General features: G+C 48.6%; 19 protein-coding genes, 1 tRNA gene and 1 riboswitch. Of the genes, 14 read left to right on the top strand and 6 right to left on the bottom strand.

What is annotated here, in order from left to right:
- Positions 1–11: 11 nt before the first annotated feature.
- A complete protein-coding gene (locus BJP58_RS10895; protein ID WP_113060682.1) occupies positions 12–869 on the bottom strand; it encodes a sugar phosphate isomerase/epimerase family protein in 858 nt (285 codons plus the stop codon).
- The gene (locus BJP58_RS10890) at positions 866–1,924 is read right to left on the bottom strand and encodes a Gfo/Idh/MocA family protein (RefSeq protein ID WP_194543926.1); all 1,059 of its coding nucleotides are present in this window, start codon (positions 1,922–1,924) and stop codon (positions 866–868) included. The genes BJP58_RS10895 and BJP58_RS10890 overlap by 4 nt, the downstream gene beginning before the upstream one ends.
- A gap of 126 nt (positions 1,925–2,050) precedes the next feature.
- On the opposite strand from BJP58_RS10890, the gene BJP58_RS10885 reads away from it, so the two are divergent.
- From BJP58_RS10885 to BJP58_RS10865, 5 genes are all read left to right on the top strand, one after another.
- Positions 2,051–2,908 (top strand): AraC family transcriptional regulator, encoded by an 858-nt coding sequence (locus tag BJP58_RS10885; RefSeq protein WP_194543925.1) that lies wholly within the window; start codon positions 2,051–2,053, stop codon positions 2,906–2,908.
- Between the two features lie 325 nt (positions 2,909–3,233).
- On the top strand, positions 3,234–4,997 hold the full coding sequence (locus BJP58_RS10880; RefSeq protein WP_194543924.1) for a glycerol-3-phosphate dehydrogenase/oxidase: 1,764 nt from the start codon (positions 3,234–3,236) through the stop codon (positions 4,995–4,997).
- A gap of 337 nt (positions 4,998–5,334) precedes the next feature.
- A complete protein-coding gene (locus tag BJP58_RS10875) occupies positions 5,335–6,147 on the top strand; it encodes an HAD-IIA family hydrolase (protein ID WP_194543923.1) in 813 nt (270 codons plus the stop codon).
- A gap of 67 nt (positions 6,148–6,214) precedes the next feature.
- The gene (locus tag BJP58_RS10870; RefSeq protein ID WP_071223375.1) at positions 6,215–6,820 is read left to right on the top strand and encodes a glycerol-3-phosphate responsive antiterminator; all 606 of its coding nucleotides are present in this window, start codon (positions 6,215–6,217) and stop codon (positions 6,818–6,820) included.
- 43 nt (positions 6,821–6,863) lie between these two features.
- Entirely contained in the window at positions 6,864–7,577 is a 714-nt protein-coding gene (locus BJP58_RS10865; RefSeq protein WP_071223150.1) for an MgtC/SapB family protein, read from the top strand.
- Between the two features lie 227 nt (positions 7,578–7,804).
- On the opposite strand, the gene BJP58_RS10860 is transcribed toward BJP58_RS10865, so the two are convergent.
- A complete protein-coding gene (locus tag BJP58_RS10860) occupies positions 7,805–8,488 on the bottom strand; it encodes a lysoplasmalogenase (RefSeq protein ID WP_194543921.1) in 684 nt (227 codons plus the stop codon).
- Between the two features lie 150 nt (positions 8,489–8,638).
- On the opposite strand from BJP58_RS10860, the gene BJP58_RS10855 reads away from it, so the two are divergent.
- Genes BJP58_RS10855 through BJP58_RS10845 form a run of 3 tightly spaced genes read left to right on the top strand, consistent with a single transcriptional unit; the run spans position 8,639 to position 12,696 of the window.
- Entirely contained in the window at positions 8,639–10,324 is a 1,686-nt protein-coding gene (locus BJP58_RS10855; RefSeq protein WP_194543920.1) for a spore germination protein, read from the top strand.
- 21 nt (positions 10,325–10,345) lie between these two features.
- Positions 10,346–11,560 carry a Ger(x)C family spore germination protein gene (locus tag BJP58_RS10850; protein WP_194543919.1) on the top strand — a complete coding sequence of 405 codons (1,215 nt, stop codon included), beginning with the start codon at positions 10,346–10,348 and terminating at the stop codon, positions 11,558–11,560.
- Between the two features lie 14 nt (positions 11,561–11,574).
- Positions 11,575–12,696, top strand: a complete 1,122-nt coding sequence (locus BJP58_RS10845; protein WP_194543918.1) for a GerAB/ArcD/ProY family transporter — start codon at positions 11,575–11,577, stop codon at positions 12,694–12,696.
- Here BJP58_RS10845 and BJP58_RS10840 read toward each other — a convergent pair.
- Positions 12,691–12,951 carry a YczF family membrane protein gene (locus BJP58_RS10840; RefSeq protein WP_194543917.1) on the bottom strand — a complete coding sequence of 87 codons (261 nt, stop codon included), beginning with the start codon at positions 12,949–12,951 and terminating at the stop codon, positions 12,691–12,693. The two genes, BJP58_RS10845 and BJP58_RS10840, sit on opposite strands and share 6 nt — an antisense overlap.
- 246 nt (positions 12,952–13,197) lie before the next feature.
- On the opposite strand from BJP58_RS10840, the gene BJP58_RS10835 reads away from it, so the two are divergent.
- The 3 genes from BJP58_RS10835 to BJP58_RS10825 all read left to right on the top strand — a co-directional run bounded on the left by BJP58_RS10835 (position 13,198) and on the right by BJP58_RS10825 (position 15,319).
- On the top strand, positions 13,198–14,178 hold the full coding sequence (locus BJP58_RS10835; RefSeq protein WP_194543916.1) for a copper amine oxidase N-terminal domain-containing protein: 981 nt from the start codon (positions 13,198–13,200) through the stop codon (positions 14,176–14,178).
- Positions 14,179–14,314: 136 nt separating this feature from the next.
- A tRNA-Leu gene (locus BJP58_RS10830) sits at positions 14,315–14,398 on the top strand.
- Positions 14,399–14,593: 195 nt separating this feature from the next.
- Positions 14,594–15,319, top strand: coding sequence for a WD40/YVTN/BNR-like repeat-containing protein (locus BJP58_RS10825; protein WP_233355034.1), 726 nt, complete (start codon positions 14,594–14,596; stop codon positions 15,317–15,319).
- Positions 15,320–15,418: 99 nt separating this feature from the next.
- On the opposite strand, the gene BJP58_RS10820 is transcribed toward BJP58_RS10825, so the two are convergent.
- Both BJP58_RS10820 and BJP58_RS10815 read right to left on the bottom strand, forming a co-directional pair.
- Entirely contained in the window at positions 15,419–15,610 is a 192-nt protein-coding gene (locus tag BJP58_RS10820) for a hypothetical protein (protein ID WP_194543915.1), read from the bottom strand.
- A 168-nt stretch (positions 15,611–15,778) separates the two neighbouring features.
- On the bottom strand, positions 15,779–16,375 hold the full coding sequence (locus BJP58_RS10815; RefSeq protein WP_194543914.1) for a helix-turn-helix domain-containing protein: 597 nt from the start codon (positions 16,373–16,375) through the stop codon (positions 15,779–15,781).
- A 290-nt stretch (positions 16,376–16,665) separates the two neighbouring features.
- Positions 16,666–16,765, top strand: a riboswitch (purine riboswitch).
- A 77-nt stretch (positions 16,766–16,842) separates the two neighbouring features.
- Between BJP58_RS10815 and BJP58_RS10810 the strand changes: the two genes are divergently transcribed.
- The 3 genes from BJP58_RS10810 (at position 16,843) to BJP58_RS10800 (ending at position 19,228) form a co-directional block, all read left to right on the top strand.
- On the top strand, positions 16,843–18,279 hold the full coding sequence (locus tag BJP58_RS10810; protein ID WP_194544905.1) for an NAD(P)/FAD-dependent oxidoreductase: 1,437 nt from the start codon (positions 16,843–16,845) through the stop codon (positions 18,277–18,279).
- 195 nt (positions 18,280–18,474) lie between these two features.
- Positions 18,475–18,762 (top strand): Dabb family protein, encoded by a 288-nt coding sequence (locus BJP58_RS10805; protein ID WP_194543913.1) that lies wholly within the window; start codon positions 18,475–18,477, stop codon positions 18,760–18,762.
- A gap of 43 nt (positions 18,763–18,805) precedes the next feature.
- Complete coding sequence (locus tag BJP58_RS10800) at positions 18,806–19,228, top strand: DUF86 domain-containing protein (RefSeq protein WP_194543912.1); 423 nt, start codon at positions 18,806–18,808, stop codon at positions 19,226–19,228.
- Positions 19,229–19,449 lie beyond the last annotated feature (221 nt).

The raw sequence follows: 19,449 nt of genomic DNA, 5'->3' as shown, positions 1-19,449 counted from the left end.
GTCCGTATCACTTAAACCTCATTCCAGGTTTTACGGAGATATTCCAATCCAAACTTAGCTCCCGTACGGCAATCTTCCATCCCTTCGAATTCGATCGAGATATAGCCGTCGTAACCGGATTCCTTCACGATGCGAACGACTTCCGGCATATCGATATCGCCTTGGCCGACAATCGCGCCACGCAGCCAGTTGCCGCTGGAGGTGTTAAACCAACCGGATCCAGGTGCGCGGTGAGCCGGGCGATAATAGAAGTCCTTGAAGTGAACCATCGAAGCCAAGCCGATGTTGTTCTTGACTGCCACAGTTGACACCTCATCTGCACAGAGGAAGTTTCCAATGTCCAGGGTTGTTTTGAAGTTAGGGTGATTAACGGTTTGAACCAGCGCTTTTACACGGTCGCTATGTTGAATGAAATAGCCGTGGTTCTCCACGCTTGTTGTAATGCCGCGTTCTGCCGCGTAATCGGCTATGATTCGGCATGCATTGGCCAGGCGGGGAAGTTCCTCCAGGAAATGCGTGATGGACAAGTCCTTGGAAGAGCCTACGTCATGGCGCATCAGCTTAACGCCAAGCGCGGCCGCAATGTCCACTTCGCCTTTAACTCTTTCAATCTCCGCTTCATATGCAGCATCATCCAATTCCGCAAAATTGGCACCGATGGCATAGTTGGAGATCTCAAGCCCTTTGGAAGCGGCATGGGATTTAATGGTATCGATCAACTCCGGCGTTTCCTTCAGGTTAAAGCCGAGTGGAACGATTTCGATATGCTCTCCGCCGATTTCTGCAACGTAGTCGATGACATCAGTAATGGTCATTTCGCCTTTATTCATGGCCTGGTACAGGCTGTATGAGCTTATTCCAAGTTTCATAAGAGAACCTCAACCCCTTTTTCGGCGGATTCATAGATCCCGCACAGAATCTTCATGATCTCAACGCCGTCTTCAACCGGGCTGAGAGGTGCCGTGCCGTTCTCGATGCTGGAAATGAAATGATCGACTTCGCTTTGGAAAGCCGCGTTGAAATCGAATCCTTTGTTGTCCGTTTGAGGCTGGATGTTGATGATGGTATCGTGCTTTTCCGTTACGATGACCACTTCTGGATCAATCTCGAATCCGCCCTTGTCTCCATACAATTTAACGGATTGCAGATTCTCCTTCGAGTGCAGCGTGAAGCTGACGTCTACCAGCAAAGAGGCGCCGTTTTCAAAACGGATCATCGCATTCGCCATATCCTCAACCGTGTTCTTCTCCGCGTCATAGTCAGCCGCTTTGTAGAAGGAGAGGTTGCGAACATTAGAGCGATTGCCCAGCTTTCGATATGTATTGGCGCTGACGGAAACCGGTTTTGGCCGACCCATCATGTACCAACACAGATCAATGACATGCACCCCGATATCGATGAGAGGTCCGCCGCCGGAACGCTCGATGTCAGAGAACCAGCCGCCTGGATTGCCGAGTCGACGAACAGAGGAAGCCTTCGCGAAGTAGATGTCCCCAAATTCACCCTTGTCTGCAAACTCGCGGAGCATCTGAGCGTTAGGGTCGTAACGTCTTACGAAGCCGACCTGAAGCAGTTTGCCGGAGGATTTAACGGCTTCCTGTACTTGAAGCGCTTCCTCAACGGTACGGCAGAGAGGTTTCTCAACCAGGACGTGTTTGCCTGCATTCAGTGCCGCAATGCTGATTTCGGCATGCGTATTGTTCCAGGTACAGATGCTTACTGCATCGATTTCCGGATCAGCCAGAAGTTCGTTATAATCGGTGTAGACTTTGGTAGCACCGTATTTTTCAGCTGCACGCTGTGCTCTTTCTTCATTTAAATCGCACACGGCGAGCAAATTCGTGTTCGCATGTTTCTCATAGGATTGCAAATGCATAGCAGAGATCGATCCCGTGCCAATGACGCCAACATTAATAGATTTCATGAGTTCACTCCTCTGAATTTACTGCATTACACTTTCGTATTATAATGCTTTTAGAGGAAGACACCATGATAAACCGTGCTGTTTGTTTGTACAATTGTGCTGTCTTACTGGAAGGAGATCAGAACATTGGACAAAACACTGCGAGAACCGATGACCATGCCGGATCCTCAGTTTCCGATTAAGGTTCATCGTTGCGAGTTTGATGGACGTGGACAGGTTTTGTTTAACCACCATTGGCATGAACATCTTGAAATTCTATACATTGTATCAGGAGAAGCGAGTTTGGAGTGCGGCTCGTCCACCTTCACGGTCAAGGAAGGCGATATGATCGTCATTAACCGGAATGAGCTGCATTACGGCCTCAGCCTGTCGGATCATTTGTTTTATTATGCGTTAATCGCGGACTTCTCGCTGCTTCAGAGCCATTCGCTGGATGCAACCGAGATGAAATTCATCACGCCGATCACCCAGAATCGGCTGATCTTCGAGAACCGAATTAGCGGGGATGATGCGCTAGCCTCCATGCTGTCTATCATTCATGAGCTGGAACAGCGGGAATTCGGTTATGAGCTGGCCGTCAAATCAGAACTGTATCGGCTGCTTACGCTGCTTGTTCGAGGTTATGTAGCGACGGTTCTTACCCTGGATGAGTACATCGAGCGGATGAAGAATGTGGAGCGCTTTGCCCCGATATTCAAGTATATCGAAGAGCATTACCGGGAGGATTTATCAGTGGAGCTCCTATCCGGCATGGCGGGTCTCAGCCGCTTTCATTTCAGCCGGCTGTTCAAGGAAATCAGCGGCCGGACCGTGACGGAGTATGTGAATGAGACGAGGCTCAACCGGGCGGATTATCTCCTTCGCGAGAGTCCGCTTACCGTATCCGAAATCGCGGCTGCGACCGGGTTTAATGATATTTATTATTTCAGTCGAACCTTCAAGAAATATAAAAGCATGGCTCCATCGGCTTTACGGAAAAAGTGAGAATCGGCTTTAACGGTTCTGAATAGGCTCCATATAGACATAAGTATAAAAGCAACCTATAATGAATAATCATATTTATTGCATAAAGTGGCGGAGATAACGGAGAACCCTTTTGCTTAAATGCGTACTGTATTTGGTATGCATTCCAAGCAGAAGCGGTTCTTTTTTTGAAGAGATAAGAAAGTATCATACGAGGCTTAGCATCCTTATCTCGCAAAAAAAACTTCCGCTAAATGCGGTCAGTCTTCAGGTAAAGTACGTCGATAGACGTTCTTCTTATGATGGAATAGGTTCTTTATTTTAAATTCAGAGAGGAGAATGTCAGGTGGACACAAGCTTATCCGCCAAGATGCGGACCCAATATTTGCAGGACATGTCGGCAAAAAAGCTGGATGTGCTGGTGATTGGCGGCGGTATCACGGGTGCGGGAATTGCTTGGGACGCCAGCTGCAGAGGGATGAGCGTCGGCTTGGTGGAAATGAATGATTTTGCTTCGGGAACGAGCAGTAGATCAACGAAGCTGATTCATGGCGGTCTTCGGTATCTGAAGCAAGGAGAGATCGGCTTGGTACGTGAGGTGGGTTCTGAACGGGCATTGCTTCACCGGAACGCTCCACATCTGGTGGAGCCTATTCCGATGCTGCTCCCAATTTATAAAAAAGGCACTTATGGTTATCTTGCCAGCGCGATCGGATTGTATCTGTACGACTGGCTGGCAGGGGTCAAACGCAGCGAACGGCGCAAGATGTTCCGGCGCGAGAGTACCCTGACCCTTGAACCGCTCTTTCGAAAGGAGGGATTGAAAGGTTCCGGTTATTATTATGAATACCGAACCGACGATGCTCGATTAACGGTGGAAGTGATGAAGTCTGCAAGGGCCAAGGGAGCGCTCATCGCGAATTATGCCAAAGTCCAGGAATTCATGTATCGAGGAGGAAAAGTAGTAGGAGCTCATGTAGAAGACCAAGTGAGTGGCAAGACCTATACGATAAACGCCAAAAAGATCATCAATGCCGCCGGGCCATGGGTGGATCAGGTCAGGCTCAAGGATAATTCGCTCAAGAGAAAGCGCCTGCTTTTAACAAAAGGCGTTCACCTGGTGGTGGATCATGCCAAGCTTCCCATTCGGCAAGCTGCTTATTTCGATGTACCGGGTGGCCGAATGATTTTTGTCATTCCAAGAGAGGGCAAGACCTACATCGGAACGACTGATACCGTTTACGAGGGGGCGATTGAGACGCCTGGTATTACCGAGGAGGATCGGCGATATCTGATCGATGCGGTGAATCATGCTTTCCCGGAGTCAAGGCTGCGGCCGGACGATATCGAATCCGGATGGTCAGGCTTACGGCCGCTCGTCCGTGAGGAAGGAAAGGGACCTTCTGAAATATCGAGAAAAGATGAGATGTTTATATCCGATTCCGGGTTGATCACCATTGCAGGAGGAAAGCTGACCGGATTTCGGAAAATGGCCGAAAAGGTAGTGAACCTTGCAGCCAGACAGCTTCAAGACGCCGATGGCACCATCTATCCTCCCTGTACGACGGATCGGGTTCCCATCAGCGGGGGCGACCTGAACGGCCTTACCTATAAGGAGCTTCAGAAGAAGTTGATTAAGCAGGGTGACTCCCTTAGTATCAGGCCCGAAGACATTCTGAGCCTCATGAACAGGTACGGCTCCAATACGATGGAGCTGATGAACCGGGTCGCTGCTTCTTCGCAGGAAGCGGAAACGACCGAGCTTCGATTGTTACGTGCGGAAATCGAGTATTCCATCGAATATGAGATGACGATGACCGCAGTCGATTTTCTGTTAAGAAGAACGGGCTGGTTATTATTCGACCGGCAAAAAACCGAGCGAACCATTGCTCCCGTCATGAGGCTGATGCGTGAATATTTAGAGTGGAATCAAGAGGAAGTCGACAGGCAATGGGAGCTGCTGCAGGATCAATTGCAATTGGCATGGGGAGTGGCGGAAGGCAGCAGGATGGAACGGTATACGGATCCGCCGGATCGGGTAGACGTCACCGGATCGTGTTCCGACCAGGAAGCCGAGCATTCCTCCGCCGTGTCGGCGATGAATCGATAGGGATCTTATTTATCAGGATCATCTTGTCAAATGTAAAATGTGGATGTAGTATAACCATATAAAGTTATAGAGCTGGGCAGAGATGATGAGAAGCCCTTTGCATAACGAGAACTTTCATTTGTGATGAATGAAGGCTTTTTCAATGCAAAGTGCTTCTCATTTTTTTGTATCCGCATGGAACCGCTTGTCCAAGGACTAAAGGGCATGGCACCGTCATATGTATACTTTACGGATGGGGACTGTGGGTCCATAACAGAACTGATCTGGCCAGAACATGTCCAATTTATGTTTACAATCGGGCGAAATTACAGATTGAACATGCAGAGGAGAACGAAACATGGATCATTATTCAGGGTATATTTTTGATTTGGACGGTACGATTTATCTTGGGGCTGAGGCCATTGATGGTGCGGTGGAGACCATTCATTATTTGCAGGGACTGGGTAAGAAACTATTGTTTTTGACCAACAAAACGATAGATTCCAGGGAAAACTATTTGAAGAAATTAAGGAAGCTTGGCATTCAAGTTGAGCTGAACAACATATTGAACCCTGCGCTCGTTACGATTCATTATCTTCAGAAGCATCATCCGGACGCAAACGTGTATGTCATTGGCGAGGATATATTGAAGAATGAGCTGCTGGACAATGGCATACGATTCGCCTCATCGCCGGAGGAAACCGACGTTGTGGTTGTATCATGGGACCGGGATTTTCACTACCGCCATCTGGATTTTGCATATCAGGCGATTAAACGGGGCGCTGATGTGATTGCCACCCACCCGGATCGAACATGTCCGATGCCTGGCGGCGATGTCCCGGATTGCGGCGGCATGATCGGTGCCATCGAAGGCACCGCCGGCATTACAATCACAACCGTCATGGGCAAGCCCTCCGTCTTGACGGCATTGACCGCTCTTGATATTTTGGGAGTGAAGGCCGAAGATTGTCTGATGTCAGGGGATCGGCTGGAGACGGATATCAAGATGGGAAATCAGGCAGGGATGAGTACGGCGATGGTGCTGACCGGCGTATCGAGCAGGGACGATCTGATGGACAGCAGCGTGAAGCCCACCTATGTATTGAATTCGGTCTACGATATTTATCTCAGCGGTACTGCCGTGAAGCAGGCAGATGAAGCAAAGTCATGAGCATGAACAAAAATATGCCGGGGCAACGGGAGAATTGGAGATGTTGCGGCGGCAACGAGGTGAAGACATGAAAACCAGTGTTGAAGGTGCACAACGAATTTCGTATTGCTTGAAGCGTAAGCCCATTATTACTTCATTAATGAATGCCGATGAACTCCCTGCTGTACTGGCGACCGAATCGAATATCGTGTTTATTCTCAAAACCGATATTTTTATCATCGAATCGATCGTTGAACAGATTCGGGAGGCGGGCAAACTCTCGTTTGTGCATTTTGATCTGATTGAAGGGATCGGTAAAGACAAAACGGGGGTTAAGTATTTAGCTGAAAAGGTGGGCATCGACGGTATTGTCACGACAAAAAACACGGCGATTGTAGAAGCGAAGAAACTGGGCTTGTTGACGGTCCAGCGTCTGTTTGTATTCGATTCCGTTTCTCTGGACAACGGGATCAAGATGATTAAGGCCTCCAATCCGGATGCCATTGAAGTGCTGCCGGGCATGGTGTGTCAGCGGATCATGGAACGGATTCGTGCAGAAGTGGACGTGCCCGTCATCGCTGGAGGACTCATGATCGATTTGGAGGATTTTGATACGGCTTTGAAGAGCGGTGTAATTGGCATATCCACCTCCAGCAAAGAGCTATGGCGCTGGCAGGATGAACATATGGTATAGCGAAGAGCCGCCTTACATGACAAAGATGGGTGGAGATTAGGGAATGGATGTGTTTCAACTGGATACGCAAACCATGCTGATGCGGCTGCTGTTCGCTGCATTGCTTGGCGGTTTAATCGGTTGGGAGCGGGAACGCAGAAATAAGCAGGCCGGTTTAAAAACCCATCTCTTGGTGGCTGTCGGATCAACGCTGATTATGCTGACTTCCATTTACGGTTTTGATTCTGCGCTGATTAATCATCCCAATGCGAGGTTTGATCCTGCCCGGCTGGCGGCACAAGTTGTAAGCGGTATCGGTTTCCTTGGTGCCGGGGCTATATTGCGGCGTTCCAATCATATCATTTCAGGTCTTACCACGGCGGCAACTCTTTGGGTGGCGGCTGCTATCGGTTTAAGTGTCGGCTCCGGTTTTTACTGGCCGGCGATCATAACGACGGCGATCGTTCTGGTCAGCACGCTGGTGTTAAATAAATTGGAATCGAAATTTCTGTTTATCAAAAAGTCAGGCAGCTTGAAGATCATCATTGAGGCCGGAGACCGTCCGGTTCATGTGAGTACTATTACCGAATTGCTGCAAAAGGCCAATATGACGGTGGAAGGCATGATCGTGAATAATGACACGACGGAAGACGATTCGACCAAGGTGACGATGGAATTCCGGGTGTATTCTTTTAACAGCAAGGGAATTAACGGATTATTCGAGCAGTTGTGGCAGGTAGAGGGCATTAAGCAGGTTCGTATGAACTGGCGGGATTAAGAACTTCTTGTATGGTTTGATGAGCAAAAATGTTACATGATCAGCTCCCCATGATTGGACCATGATGTTGTACAGGGCTGAGCCCGGGTGGACCCGGGCTCGGCTTTTTTACGAGAGAAGGAAGTATAAACATCCGAGGCTTAGCATCCTTATCCCGCAAGAAAAACTTCCGCTAAGTGCGGTCTGTCTACTGAAAAGTACGTCGATAGACGTTTTTCTTATGTTTTCTATGGGGCGGCAGATGCATTCAAGGACGAGCTTCCTAAGGCCTGTACTCGAGGACTGTCAAAAGCCGAGATGCTTCTGGCAATCAGGAATTGGGCCGCGTAATAAGTGGTCATAATCCAGACGTTCGAATAGCGGATATCGGCAACAAACATGTTCCAAGACAAGATCGAGTCCGAGATGACAAAGAGCAGGCTTCCAACCATCGCATACCGATTCCCGGTCATGATGGCTGTCCAGAGCATGAACGAAATGACTGCGATATAAGCGATGACGGGAATCATCAAAGCTTGCTCCCCGTTTGACTTGAGAGAGGACACCAATGGAATGCCCATCCATACCGAATAGGCCGCAATCGGTACGATGCTGATGAGGCGGGGAAGTGAATATCGCCAGTGCCCCAGAAAGCCAGCTGTATAGAACAGATGACCGATCAGAAAAGCGGTAAGGCCCACGACAAACCAGATGAGCGTGCCGTCACCGATCATGCAGAAGAACAGTCCCGATAACAGAAGATAGTGAACTTTAGAGGTATGGGGCGGGAATTGCCGATAGGCAAACAGGATGATGAGCCACATCGGAATGAGCTTGAACAGGAGTTTCACGAGCAACGGCTCGGACGGAATGAAGAAAATATAAAGCAGACTCATGATCAGGATGATAAATGGCAGCACGTATCGTTTCAACTATAAACCTCCCCACACAATGTAATCTTCATGTTTAGACAATTCTTCTTACAGCGTCCCAATCCCTCTTTCTAATCTTTCGCATGAAAAAGGAATGTAAAGCAAATAATGGAGTTAACTTGAGCTTTGAAGGATGGGGGTACCGACACCATGATACGCTACCGATCTCGAAACCGCCGCTCGATTCCCGCAAAGAAATCAGAGGAGCAGGTGGTATCTTCGAAGTCAGGGTCATCCGTGATTTCTGGTCATATAGAAGAGCTGCTCGATCGTATTCGGACCGAGTCCGGAGACAGCCCGGATATTGTTACCCGCCGCTTGAAGCTGGGCGGTGAGCCAGAGGAGAACTGTGCCATTGTATATTTGAACGGACTCAGCGATCCTGAGATGGTCAACAATTTCGTAATGGATTCTCTCCTGCGTTTAACCCCTGATTTATATAAGGGTGAAGGGCCCGATGCCTACCTGGACAACATCATGAAGGATGGGCTGTCGATGGGCGAATCCAAAATAATGACCGAATGGAACGACATGATGTTGGCCATTCTGTCAGGGGATACGGCCATCCTGCTGGAAGGTGCCGAGAAAGCCATCGTAGCGGGTACGCAGGGCGGAGAATGGAGATCTGTTACCGAGCCGACCTCCCAGCTTGTAGTTCGCGGACCCAAGGATAGCTTCGTGGAGTCCATCGCTACCAACATATCCCTTATCCGGCGGAGGCTGAAATCCCCCGATCTCTGGCTGGAGACCATGAAAATCGGATCCGTAACCCATACCCACGTGGCTCTTATGTATGTGAAGGGAAAAGCAGATCCCGGGATTGTAAAGGAGATTAAAGAACGGCTGAATGATATCGAGATTGAAGGGATACTGGAATCGGCTTATATCGAAGAATTTATTCAGGATAAAACGGTAACCCCTTTTCCCACGATCTATAATACGGAGCGTCCTGACGATGCCGCCAGTAAATTGCTGGAAGGCAGGATCATCGTCCTGGTTGATGGTACCCCCTTCGTCCTGGTCCTTCCAACGGTATTTGTTCACTTTTTCCAATCCCCCGAAGATTATGCACAGCGATTTGATATTGCAATTGTGATGCGGATTGTCCGCTATCTCAGTTTTATTATTCTGATCCTGGGCCCATCGGTTTATATAGCCCTCACCACCTTTCATTACGAAATGGTGCCGACCTTATTGCTGATCAGTTTGGTTGCTCAACGGGAAGGGGTGCCGTTTCCCGCCTTTGTCGAAGCGATGCTGATGGAAATCGTATTTGAAATTCTGCGTGAGGCCGGGGTGAGGATGCCCAGAGCCATCGGACAGACCGTCTCGGTTGTAGGTGCTTTGATCCTGGGGCAGGCAGTCGTTGAAGCTGGTCTGATTACGCCAGCGATGGTCATTGTCGTGGCTTTAACCGGTATTGCAAGTTTTGCCATACCGGCCTATAACCTATCCATCGCCGGACGCTTGATTCGGTTCGCTTTTATGGTACTGGCCGGCTTGTTCGGATTTTACGGGTTGACGCTGGGATTAATCATCCTTGTTGCCCATATGAATAGTCTCCGTTCGTTCGGAGTTCCCTATTTATCGCCGATCAGTCCTTTTCGATTGCGGAATCAAAAAGACGCTGTCATCCGAATGCCTTTCAAATCGCTCCAAGCGGAAGCCTTGTCCGCATCTCATTCGGGCAGTAATCGAGGTACATCGGGGGAAGCCGCATCACAGGAAGCCGGGAATCTATCATCCGGTTTATACAATCGGAGTGCCGGAAGGGATAACAGTGATACGGGGGACCAGAAAACGGCTGTTCCGGCCGTTGAGTCCAATCGTAATTAACGTTAGGGGTGTAGCCGGAAAATGTTCAGACTCAGATGGTTGGTTAGCATTCTCCTGTGCTGCTGCCTGAGCACGATAACGGGCTGCTGGGATGCGACTGAATTGAATAAGCGGGCCATTGTCGCCGGTATCGGCATTGACTGGAAGGAAGAAGAGCAGCAATATATGATTTCCTTCCAGACCATCATCGCGGATGAAATATCCGGCAAAACAGGCAGGGGAGCGACACCTACATCCATATACAAGTCATCCGGAAAAACGATCGTTGAAGCGATGCGTAATACGTCCCGCAAATTGCCGCGTATCCTGTCGCTAGCCCACACGGGTTTGATCGTCATATCCGACGAAGTGGCCAGGAACGGAATTATCGATCTATTCGATTATTTGGATCGTGATTCCGATATTCGATTGACAACCGAAATTTTGGTTGCCGCGGAAGGACAAAAGGCAGAAGACGTGGTTGCCGTACTGACGCCTATCGGAAAGATTACGGCTTTTGCGCTTGTACAGAAGATTGAGTTAACCTCAAGACAGTTAAGCGAGAACTTCCGTGTTGAGGTAGACGATGTCATTCGGGATCTGCTCGTTCCCGGCGGCGGGCCTGTCATTAACGGCGTCATGATCGAAGGAGATGAGCAGCAAGCCGTAAAGAAATCCAATCTCGAAAGTTCGAAGAGTGCAGGCCTGGGTGTTATTTCCAATCTGGCTATTTTTAAAGGAGACAAACTTAAAGATTGGATGACCAGGGAAGAGAGCAAGGGAACCGTGTGGATCAAGGATAAAATGCATACAACGCCATTAAATATAAGTCTTGAACATGGACAAGGCGAAATTGCATTGGATGTCATGCGATCGAAGACCCGGCTGGAAGTGAAATTTAAAGGACCGCTTCAACCCGTTATCCACATATTCGTCGAGCCTAATTTCTCGATCCGGGAAGTGATAAGCGACATCGATCTGCGGAATCCGAATTCGATGAGAACGCTTGAAGCAGCTGCTAACAAAGAGGTGAGCCGTATTCTGAAATCAGCCGTGAAGAAGTGTCAGAAAGCGAATAGTGATATCCTCGGATTCGGTCAAACGGTAGAACGCGCCAGACCAGAAGCCTGGCACAAAATGAAGGGTCGATGGGATGTGATCTTTCCGCAGTTGGAAGTGGAATATCATGTGAAATCCGTTGTGCGTAACTCTCAGATGAGAGATCGCTCCTTTAAATACAACATGAACAACCAGTAAAGGGGAGCTTAAAGGTGAAGGTGAAAATCAGTCCGCTGCAGTTCTTCTCGCTGCTGGTTTTATTTCAGTTCGGAACGACGCTTGTCGTGAACATGGGACTGCAGGCCGGTAAGGATTCCTGGATTGGGCTGCTGATTGGCATGGTGATCGGAACGATGATGTATTCGCTGAATGTTTATTTGTACACCATGTTTCCTGATCATCTGCCGACGGTTTATTATCGAATATTGCTTGGGAAATATTTAGGGGGATTGGTGGGAGTATCATACTGCGTGTTTTACCTGTATACAGGCTCCAGAGATATCGTAGATGGAGGGCTGTTGGTAATGGCATCGGCAGCCCTTAAGGAGACCCCGCTCCTCGTTGTCAATTTGATCATGGTGATGACCGTCGCTTTTGTGCTGCACCAAGGAATGGAGGTGCTTGGACGCACCGCTTTGATTTTCTTGGCGATTGTTCTGCTGATCAGCGTATTCAGCGCCCTGGTTATCGTATTTTCCGCAATCGTGGAAGTCCATCGCTTGCTTCCTGTTCTGGGTAACGGCGTACAACCCATCATTCAATCCGTAGTGAAAAAAAATATGCACTTCCCATTTGGGGAGCTGATTGTTGCTACAGTTCTCCTTCCACATCTGAGCCGGCGGAAGAGCGGGATCAAGGCGGGGTATTGGGCTATTTTATTCAGCGGAACGATGCTGGCGCTAACCTCTGCCGTTACCATTTCCGTCCTTGGCGAGAACATTGTGGAGCGTTCGGTTTTTCCTTTGCTGACGATGGTCGGAAAAGCCAATATTTCGGAGTTCATTGAGCGGACGGAAATTTTGATCGTGATGGTTCTGATTATTGGTGTGTTTTTTAAAATAAGTCTGTATTATTATGCCGCATTGATCTCTGCATCCGAGCTGTTCAACATTCCCTATCAAAAATTGATCTATCCTTTCGCTTTAATCATGCTTGGAAACTCGATGATTCTCGCACGTTCGTATAGTGAGCATCTCATGAAAGGAAGCCAGCATCTATATATGGTTCTCCCTATATTTTCAATCGCTGTACCCTTGGTGCTTGTCGTGATCGGTTTGATTCGCAGAGCAAGCTCCAAGGGAAAGACCAAGTCCGACTCTAGCTCCGGATCATGAACCATGTCCCGCGTTTCCAGGACTTTGGCTTGAATCACGGGGCTTTTTATTTTTGAATGCTCGGTAACAATCAGGAAGGATCAGGAGGCATAGCAGCACCGTAACCGTCAGCTTCTCTACGATGGAGAATAAAGTAAACTGCCAATTGATCATAAAGTTGTACCATGGGAACCCGAACAGACAATCTGTAAGCACGGTATAAGACAGGCAGAGAGTACCTAATAGCAGGGTGATCGCATATTTTTTGATATACATCGTTACTACCTCGCATTTCCTATGGTTTATGACTTGCCAATCCATGACAGCGTTGTATTAGTATGAAGGGTTTATTGAATAAACATACAAAGGAGAGTTGTATCCAATTGAACCAAGCGATGAAAAGGGGCGTATATGAACCGACAGGAACAGAAGAATATGCCGTTTATGGATGGGCCTAAGGGTTATAGATCTTTTATAATGGAAATGGATAGTGAACTTTAGCTTGGGGAGGGAGAGCTTGTGATGAAGAAACGTCAAGGCGTGAGAAGGCTGCTGGCCGGTATCATGACGGCAGTGATAGGGATAACCGGTTACATGTCATATGGAGGAGATGTTTGGGCTGCGGACACATCCTCAGGCAGACCTATCGAAGTTCGAGTGAATGGAGGTCGGCTTCTGCTGGAATCACCTCCCTTTATTCATAACGGCAGGGTGATGGTGCCTTTCCGCGGCATTTCAAGAGCGATGGGAGCCGAAGTTCGCTGGGATCAAGCCAAGCAGACGGCCATTGTGAGTAATGGTAAACATACGACAAGCTACACCGTGGGGCAGAATCACGCCGTTAAGGACAGCAAAGCTGTAACTCTGGATGCCCCGCCTCTGCTCAAGGAGGGACGTGTTTATATCCCGCTCCGCTTCTCGGCAGAGGGTCTTGGAGGCAAGGTTGTCTGGAATAACCAGGTTAAAGAAGCGTTGATCTATCCGCTGCTCACACCGAAGGAGGCAGAAGCTGCCCTGTCCAAGAAGAGTAATCAGGCGATAACACTTTTGAAAAACAAGGATTTTGAGAAGCTTTCCGAGCTGGCTCATCCAAACGGGATTACCTTCTCCCCTTATGCGCATGTTGATCGGCAGAAGGATGTCACACTTAGCAAGCAGCAGCTGGGGAATGGATTTAACCACGACACCTTATACCGCTGGGGCGAGTATGATGGCAGCGGAGAACCGATCTCCATGAATTTTGAGAGCTATTATCATAAATTCGTCTATACCCTTGATTTTGCCGCTGCGCCATGGATCGGTTACAACCAATCCAAGAGCGAAGGAAATACGCTGAATAATGCAAGCAGCCAGTATAAGGCAGCTGTCATCGTCGAGTATTATTACGAAGGAGTTCATCCTGATTATGCGGGGATGGATTGGGAAAGCCTCCGGCTTGTATTTGAACAATATGGGGAGGATTGGGTGTTATCTGGCGTGATACATGATCAATGGACGATCTGAGAATAGACCTGTTCTGTCGAAACCATATGAAGTCTGATGGTTTCGACAATTTTTTTAAAAAAATGCTTGCTTTTTAACTTTGTGCATTATATACTCTTAATTACGGTGATCAACTCGATCACGACTTACATAACATGCGGTCGTGGCGGAATTGGCAGACGCGCACGGTTCAGGTCCGTGTGGGCTAACCCCCGTGGAGGTTCGAGTCCTCTCGACCGCATCTATGAAGCAAAGCTGTTTTTCAAGTGAAATTTAACTTGAAGAACAGCTTTTTTCGTTCCTCTTCATGTGGAAATCGCGTTATACTAAACTGGAGGAACCGTTCAGCTTTAGGGTGAATGGAGTGGATTTATAATATTTGGCCTGTTAGCAGAAGACACTGGCGGGTTATTTTGAATACAAGGGGTGTGATCCTGTGAGAAAACCTCGAAAAGGGCTGGGCTTTATTTTGTTGATGCTCGTAGCTGTGAGTTTGTCTGTTGGATGTCAACCATCGGATGAGGGGTATGTGGCTGAGCGCTCGGTGGAAGCTTCGAAGGAGGATACTCAGAAGACAGAGCTCTCTTCCGGATCAGAAGATCATTTAGGTGGAGGGAGCGACGCCGCAGGAAGCGGTGCGGTCGCAGAACAGAATGATACGGACGTAACTCCAGATAATCAGGCCGCTGAACCCGATGTGGATTTAGCAGATGTGACGGCGGTCCGGCACATTAATCATAACTCGGGCTGGATTGGTGGAGAAGGCTGGATTGCTTTTAGTGATAACGGTGGCACGGAATGGGAGGTTCAGGCTCAGCCAAAAGGCACCGTACGCCAAATCTTTGCACTGAATGGCAAGCAGGCCTGGACTGTGATGGAGAATAACGATCTGTACCGCACAACGGATGGCGGTGAGACGTGGATTCGGATTGGAAGCACGCCGAATGCCGGATTTCTTCATTTCATCTCACCTGAAACAGGATTCAGCGGGCAAGCCAAAACCGAGGACGGGGGCCAAACCTGGAGCAACCTGGATATACCGGATACGACCGCCAGCAGTCCTGCCACGGGAGCTATCACCGATGAAGCTGCCAGAGCTCCCAAGAACGAAGAGGCTGTTTCAGGATCGTTGTATGTTGTTAACACGAAACCCCATAACTGATTCATAACAAAGAAGACCGGAGCTCTCCGGTCTTCTTTTTGTGGTTATGCCTCCAATCTCAGCAAGAAAGAGGCAGAACGATAAACATCATATCGTTCATTAAGGCAGCTCTTTGAATATCATTCGTGAGCCCAGCCATAGACCAGCGGCAACTCCGAATAAGCCGAAGAGGGCCACCAGGACGATCAGATTAAAGGAGTGCCAACCAAGCAGGAATCCAATACCGCTTCCCATGGTCGTTCCGGTGAGCAATCCCAGTGCAGCGCCAATCTGCTTATGACGTAACCTCATACTCACTCACCTCAATTGTTGGATGATGCGAACGGAATGTTACTTGTATTCCCTGATCGTCTGGAAATATGCCATAACAGAAAACAAGCCCGGCTTAGCCGGATCGACCCGGCAAGCTGAGCATTGGTTGGAATCATAAGTATGGTTACGTTATAACAGCAGTTTTAATTATGAATTTTGCTTTAGTGCGCAATCTGCAAATAGAACAGATTTAGGGATCCGGAAGAACTGTTCCGCTTTTTCCTGGAACGCTGCGGATGGTACGGTGCCCTGGTGCAGCCATTTGCGGAATGTGCCAGGATGTACGCCGATCCAGCGGCTAACATCGCTTACCGACAAGTCATGAACCATGCACAGGCCTGTCAGAATCCGATTGCTAACGGGTGAGCGTGTCAGGGTGCGTTTCATGAAGCGGGAAGGTGCCGGCTGGCAGATTAAAGGTGACTTGTCCAGCAGTTCCTCCCTGAAGAGAATGTGACGGGGATAACCCAAATAGTCGCAGGCCCTCTCCAGGTTGTTTTTTCCGGGAACGCGTCCCTCATATACCCAGGCGCTGACACTACGAGAGGATACTCCCAGTTCCTCGGCCAATTGCGATAATTTGATATCGTTGGCCATAAGTACGGCTAGTAGGACGCGGTTGCGAATTTGGCAGCGGGTCGGCCGGCGAAAGCGCTTGACTCGCACACCTTTCCCCAAATATTTACGATTGATCAGGGACCACGCCTCAATGGAGTGTTTTTCTTGCTGCAGTTGTGTAGGCATAATTCCTCCGATTTTTTTTAACACAATACTACAATATTCGACACTCACTTTTCAATAGCCAATCATAAAACAATTGTTTCCATTTCGTTGTTACCTGATTTATAAGTCGGACGTATTGGTCCGATAGACCTACTCATTTGATTGATTATTATAAAGCATTGTTCGCTTTTTGGTGGATAATATAGGGGCGATTGGCGTTTAAAACGAGATTTATTGGAGTTAAACACGAACGATTCATGAAATACCACTTGACTCATTCGTGAATTCGTTTTATATTAACAATGGTTGATGAAGAAAAAAAGATGCTTATTCGTATATCCCTGAAAATAAGGTTCAGGGGTTTCTACAAGGGACCTTAAATTCCTGACTACGAATAGGATGCGCAAGCATACCTATTCGGAGCAGGATTTTTTTGTGCCCGAAAAGCGGTGTGCGCAAAGCGACAGTCAAACACACAGGGGGATATGATGAGCAAATATGATGTTATCGTTGTTGGTGCCGGTCCGGCCGGTATTTTCGCTTGTTATGAACTGACGTTAAAGTCACCAGGCAGCAAGGTGCTATTAGTTGACAAGGGACATGATATTTACCGGAGAAGCTGCCCGATCCTGGAGGAGAAGATTAAGCTCTGTCCACCGGCAGTAGGACGTAAGGAATTTGCCGGTTGTTTGCCGGCTTGCTCGATTACAGCCGGATTTGGCGGGGCAGGAGCATACAGCGACGGCAAATTCAACATAACCACGGAGTTTGGTGGCTGGATGACCGATTATTTGCCAGGCTCCAAAGTCATGGAGCTCATCGAATATGTGGACGCCATCAATCTGGAGCACGGAGCAACACCTGCCATCACGGATCCGACAACAAATGCGATCCGGGATATTGAACAGCGTGGATACGCAGCGGGCCTGAAGCTGCTTCGCGCTCAGGTAAGACATCTTGGAACCGAGCAGAATTTGGAGATACTGAAGTCGATATATGAATATTTGAAGACAAGAATTGATATGGCTTTTCGGGCGGAGGTCGAGGACATTGTCACCGTCAAAGAAGACGGAGCCCATCGCGTTACCGGCATCGCAATGAAAGGCGGGGAGGTCCATGAGGCGAATTTGGTGATGGTCGCCCCTGGCCGTGACGGCTCTGCCTGGTTGACCAGTGTATTGAAAAAACGCAGATTGAAAATGCATAATAACCAGGTGGACGTGGGCGTTCGGGTTGAAACCTCGGATGTGGTCATGCGCGAGATCAATGAGCATTTGTATGAAGGCAAATTCATCTTTAACACCTCGGTGGGAACCCGGGTGCGTACGTTCTGCAGCAATCCTTCCGGTCATGTTGTGGTTGAGAACCATAGCGGGGTTATGGCAGCCAATGGCCATTCTTATAAAGATCCGGCATTGGGATCAGCCAATACGAACTTTGCGCTGCTCGTATCCCATAAGTTTACGGAGCCGTTTGACAAGCCGAACGAATATGCGCGTGAAATATGCAAGCGGGCTAACGACCTATCCAGCGGCGGGGTTATTGTACAGAAATACGGCGACGTGCTCCGCGGCCGGAGATCCACCGAGGGCCGAATTCGCGAAGGGTTTCTGGAGCCGACGCTGAAGGAAGCCGTTCCAGGTGATCTTGGCTTGGTGCTGCCGTACAACACCATGAAAAGCCTGATCGAGATGGTCGAAGCGCTTGATAAAGTCACGCCGGGAATCGCGTCGGAGCACACATTGTTCTACGGGGTGGAGGCCAAGTTCTACTCCGCAAGACCGAAGCTGACGGAGTCCTTCGAGACGGAAATCAAGGGACTTTATTGTGGCGGTGATGGTGCGGGCATTACCAGGGGGCTTGCTCAGGCAGGAGCCGCCGGCGTCTGGATTGCCCAGAACATGCTGAATCAATTAAGTTCGTGATTCAGCGTTATTCCCTTAAATAGAGTGTTGATTTCAGGAGCACGCTCTGGTGTAAGCCAGACGGTGCTCCTATTTGGTTAGATCTGGCGCAGCCGATCTTCCGATATGTTGGTGGGAGCGATTTCTTTTTCCGGACGAACGGGGTATGATAGATACGAAAGATTTACATACATGCTAGAGATGGAGGAACGGACGATGATTAAACATATTGTTTTTTTTAAATTGAAGGACTCATCCGCAGAGAATATTGAGAAGACGGTGCAGGTGCTGCGCGATATGGATGGCAGGATTCCGATGCTTAGATCCCTTGAGGCGGGCGCAGATGTAATTCGCTCGGAGCGTTCATATGACTTGGCATTGATCGTTGAAGTGGACAATCTTGAAGATTTGCAAGCATATGCCGTTCATCCTGTTCACCAGGAAGTGATCCAATACATCAATACGGTGAAAGATCATACGCTTAGCGTTGATTTTGAAGTGTAGGCATTGATATAGACTTACAACAACGGGTTGGAGGAGATTTGCGGTGTATTATGTAAATCAAGAACAAATTGAACGGCGGCTGAGCGCGATTCCTGAAATTGCGGAAGGGTTGCGTGCTGCGGCACAATCATGGGACGGAGGCCTGGTGCTGGGGTTGGTTCAGGAGCGTGCGCTTCATCTGGCGATCGAAGTCGTGACGGATGTCGGCAGCTACTTGATTGACGGATTTATTATGCGGGATGCCAGCAGTTATGAAGATATCATGGATATTAATCATGAGGAAAAGGTATTCCCCGAAGAAGTTCATAAGGTGCTGCTGGAGCTGGTCCGATTACGCAAACCGCTCGTGCAGGACTACTATGATTGGGAGAGGCATACGCTTCATTCTTTAACCCCGATTCTGCCTGATGTGCTGGAGCAATTTGCGGGAAATGTCCGTGAGTATTTAAAGAACGAGATGTACTAATGGTTATATAGTTTCACAAAGAAATATCCCATGATGCCATGGGCTCTTCCATACACACGATCCTTAACAGGCCTTCAGGGAATCCCTGAACGGTCTGTTTTTTTGTTGGTGTTATCTCAAGCGCTTGCATGTTCCGAAATTGCGGGGAAACTCGTGGTCCTGCTGTGCTGGAATAAAAAAATCGCCAATGTTGTGTCAAGACAAGCCCATGCTGCTTATAA

Origin of the sequence: Paenibacillus sp. JZ16 (assembly GCF_015326965.1) — a bacterium.
Taxonomy (GTDB): Bacteria; Bacillota; Bacilli; order Paenibacillales; family Paenibacillaceae; genus Paenibacillus_AQ.
The sequence above is the reverse complement of the archived record's forward strand: the minus strand, read 5'-3'. Positions and strand labels throughout refer to the sequence as shown.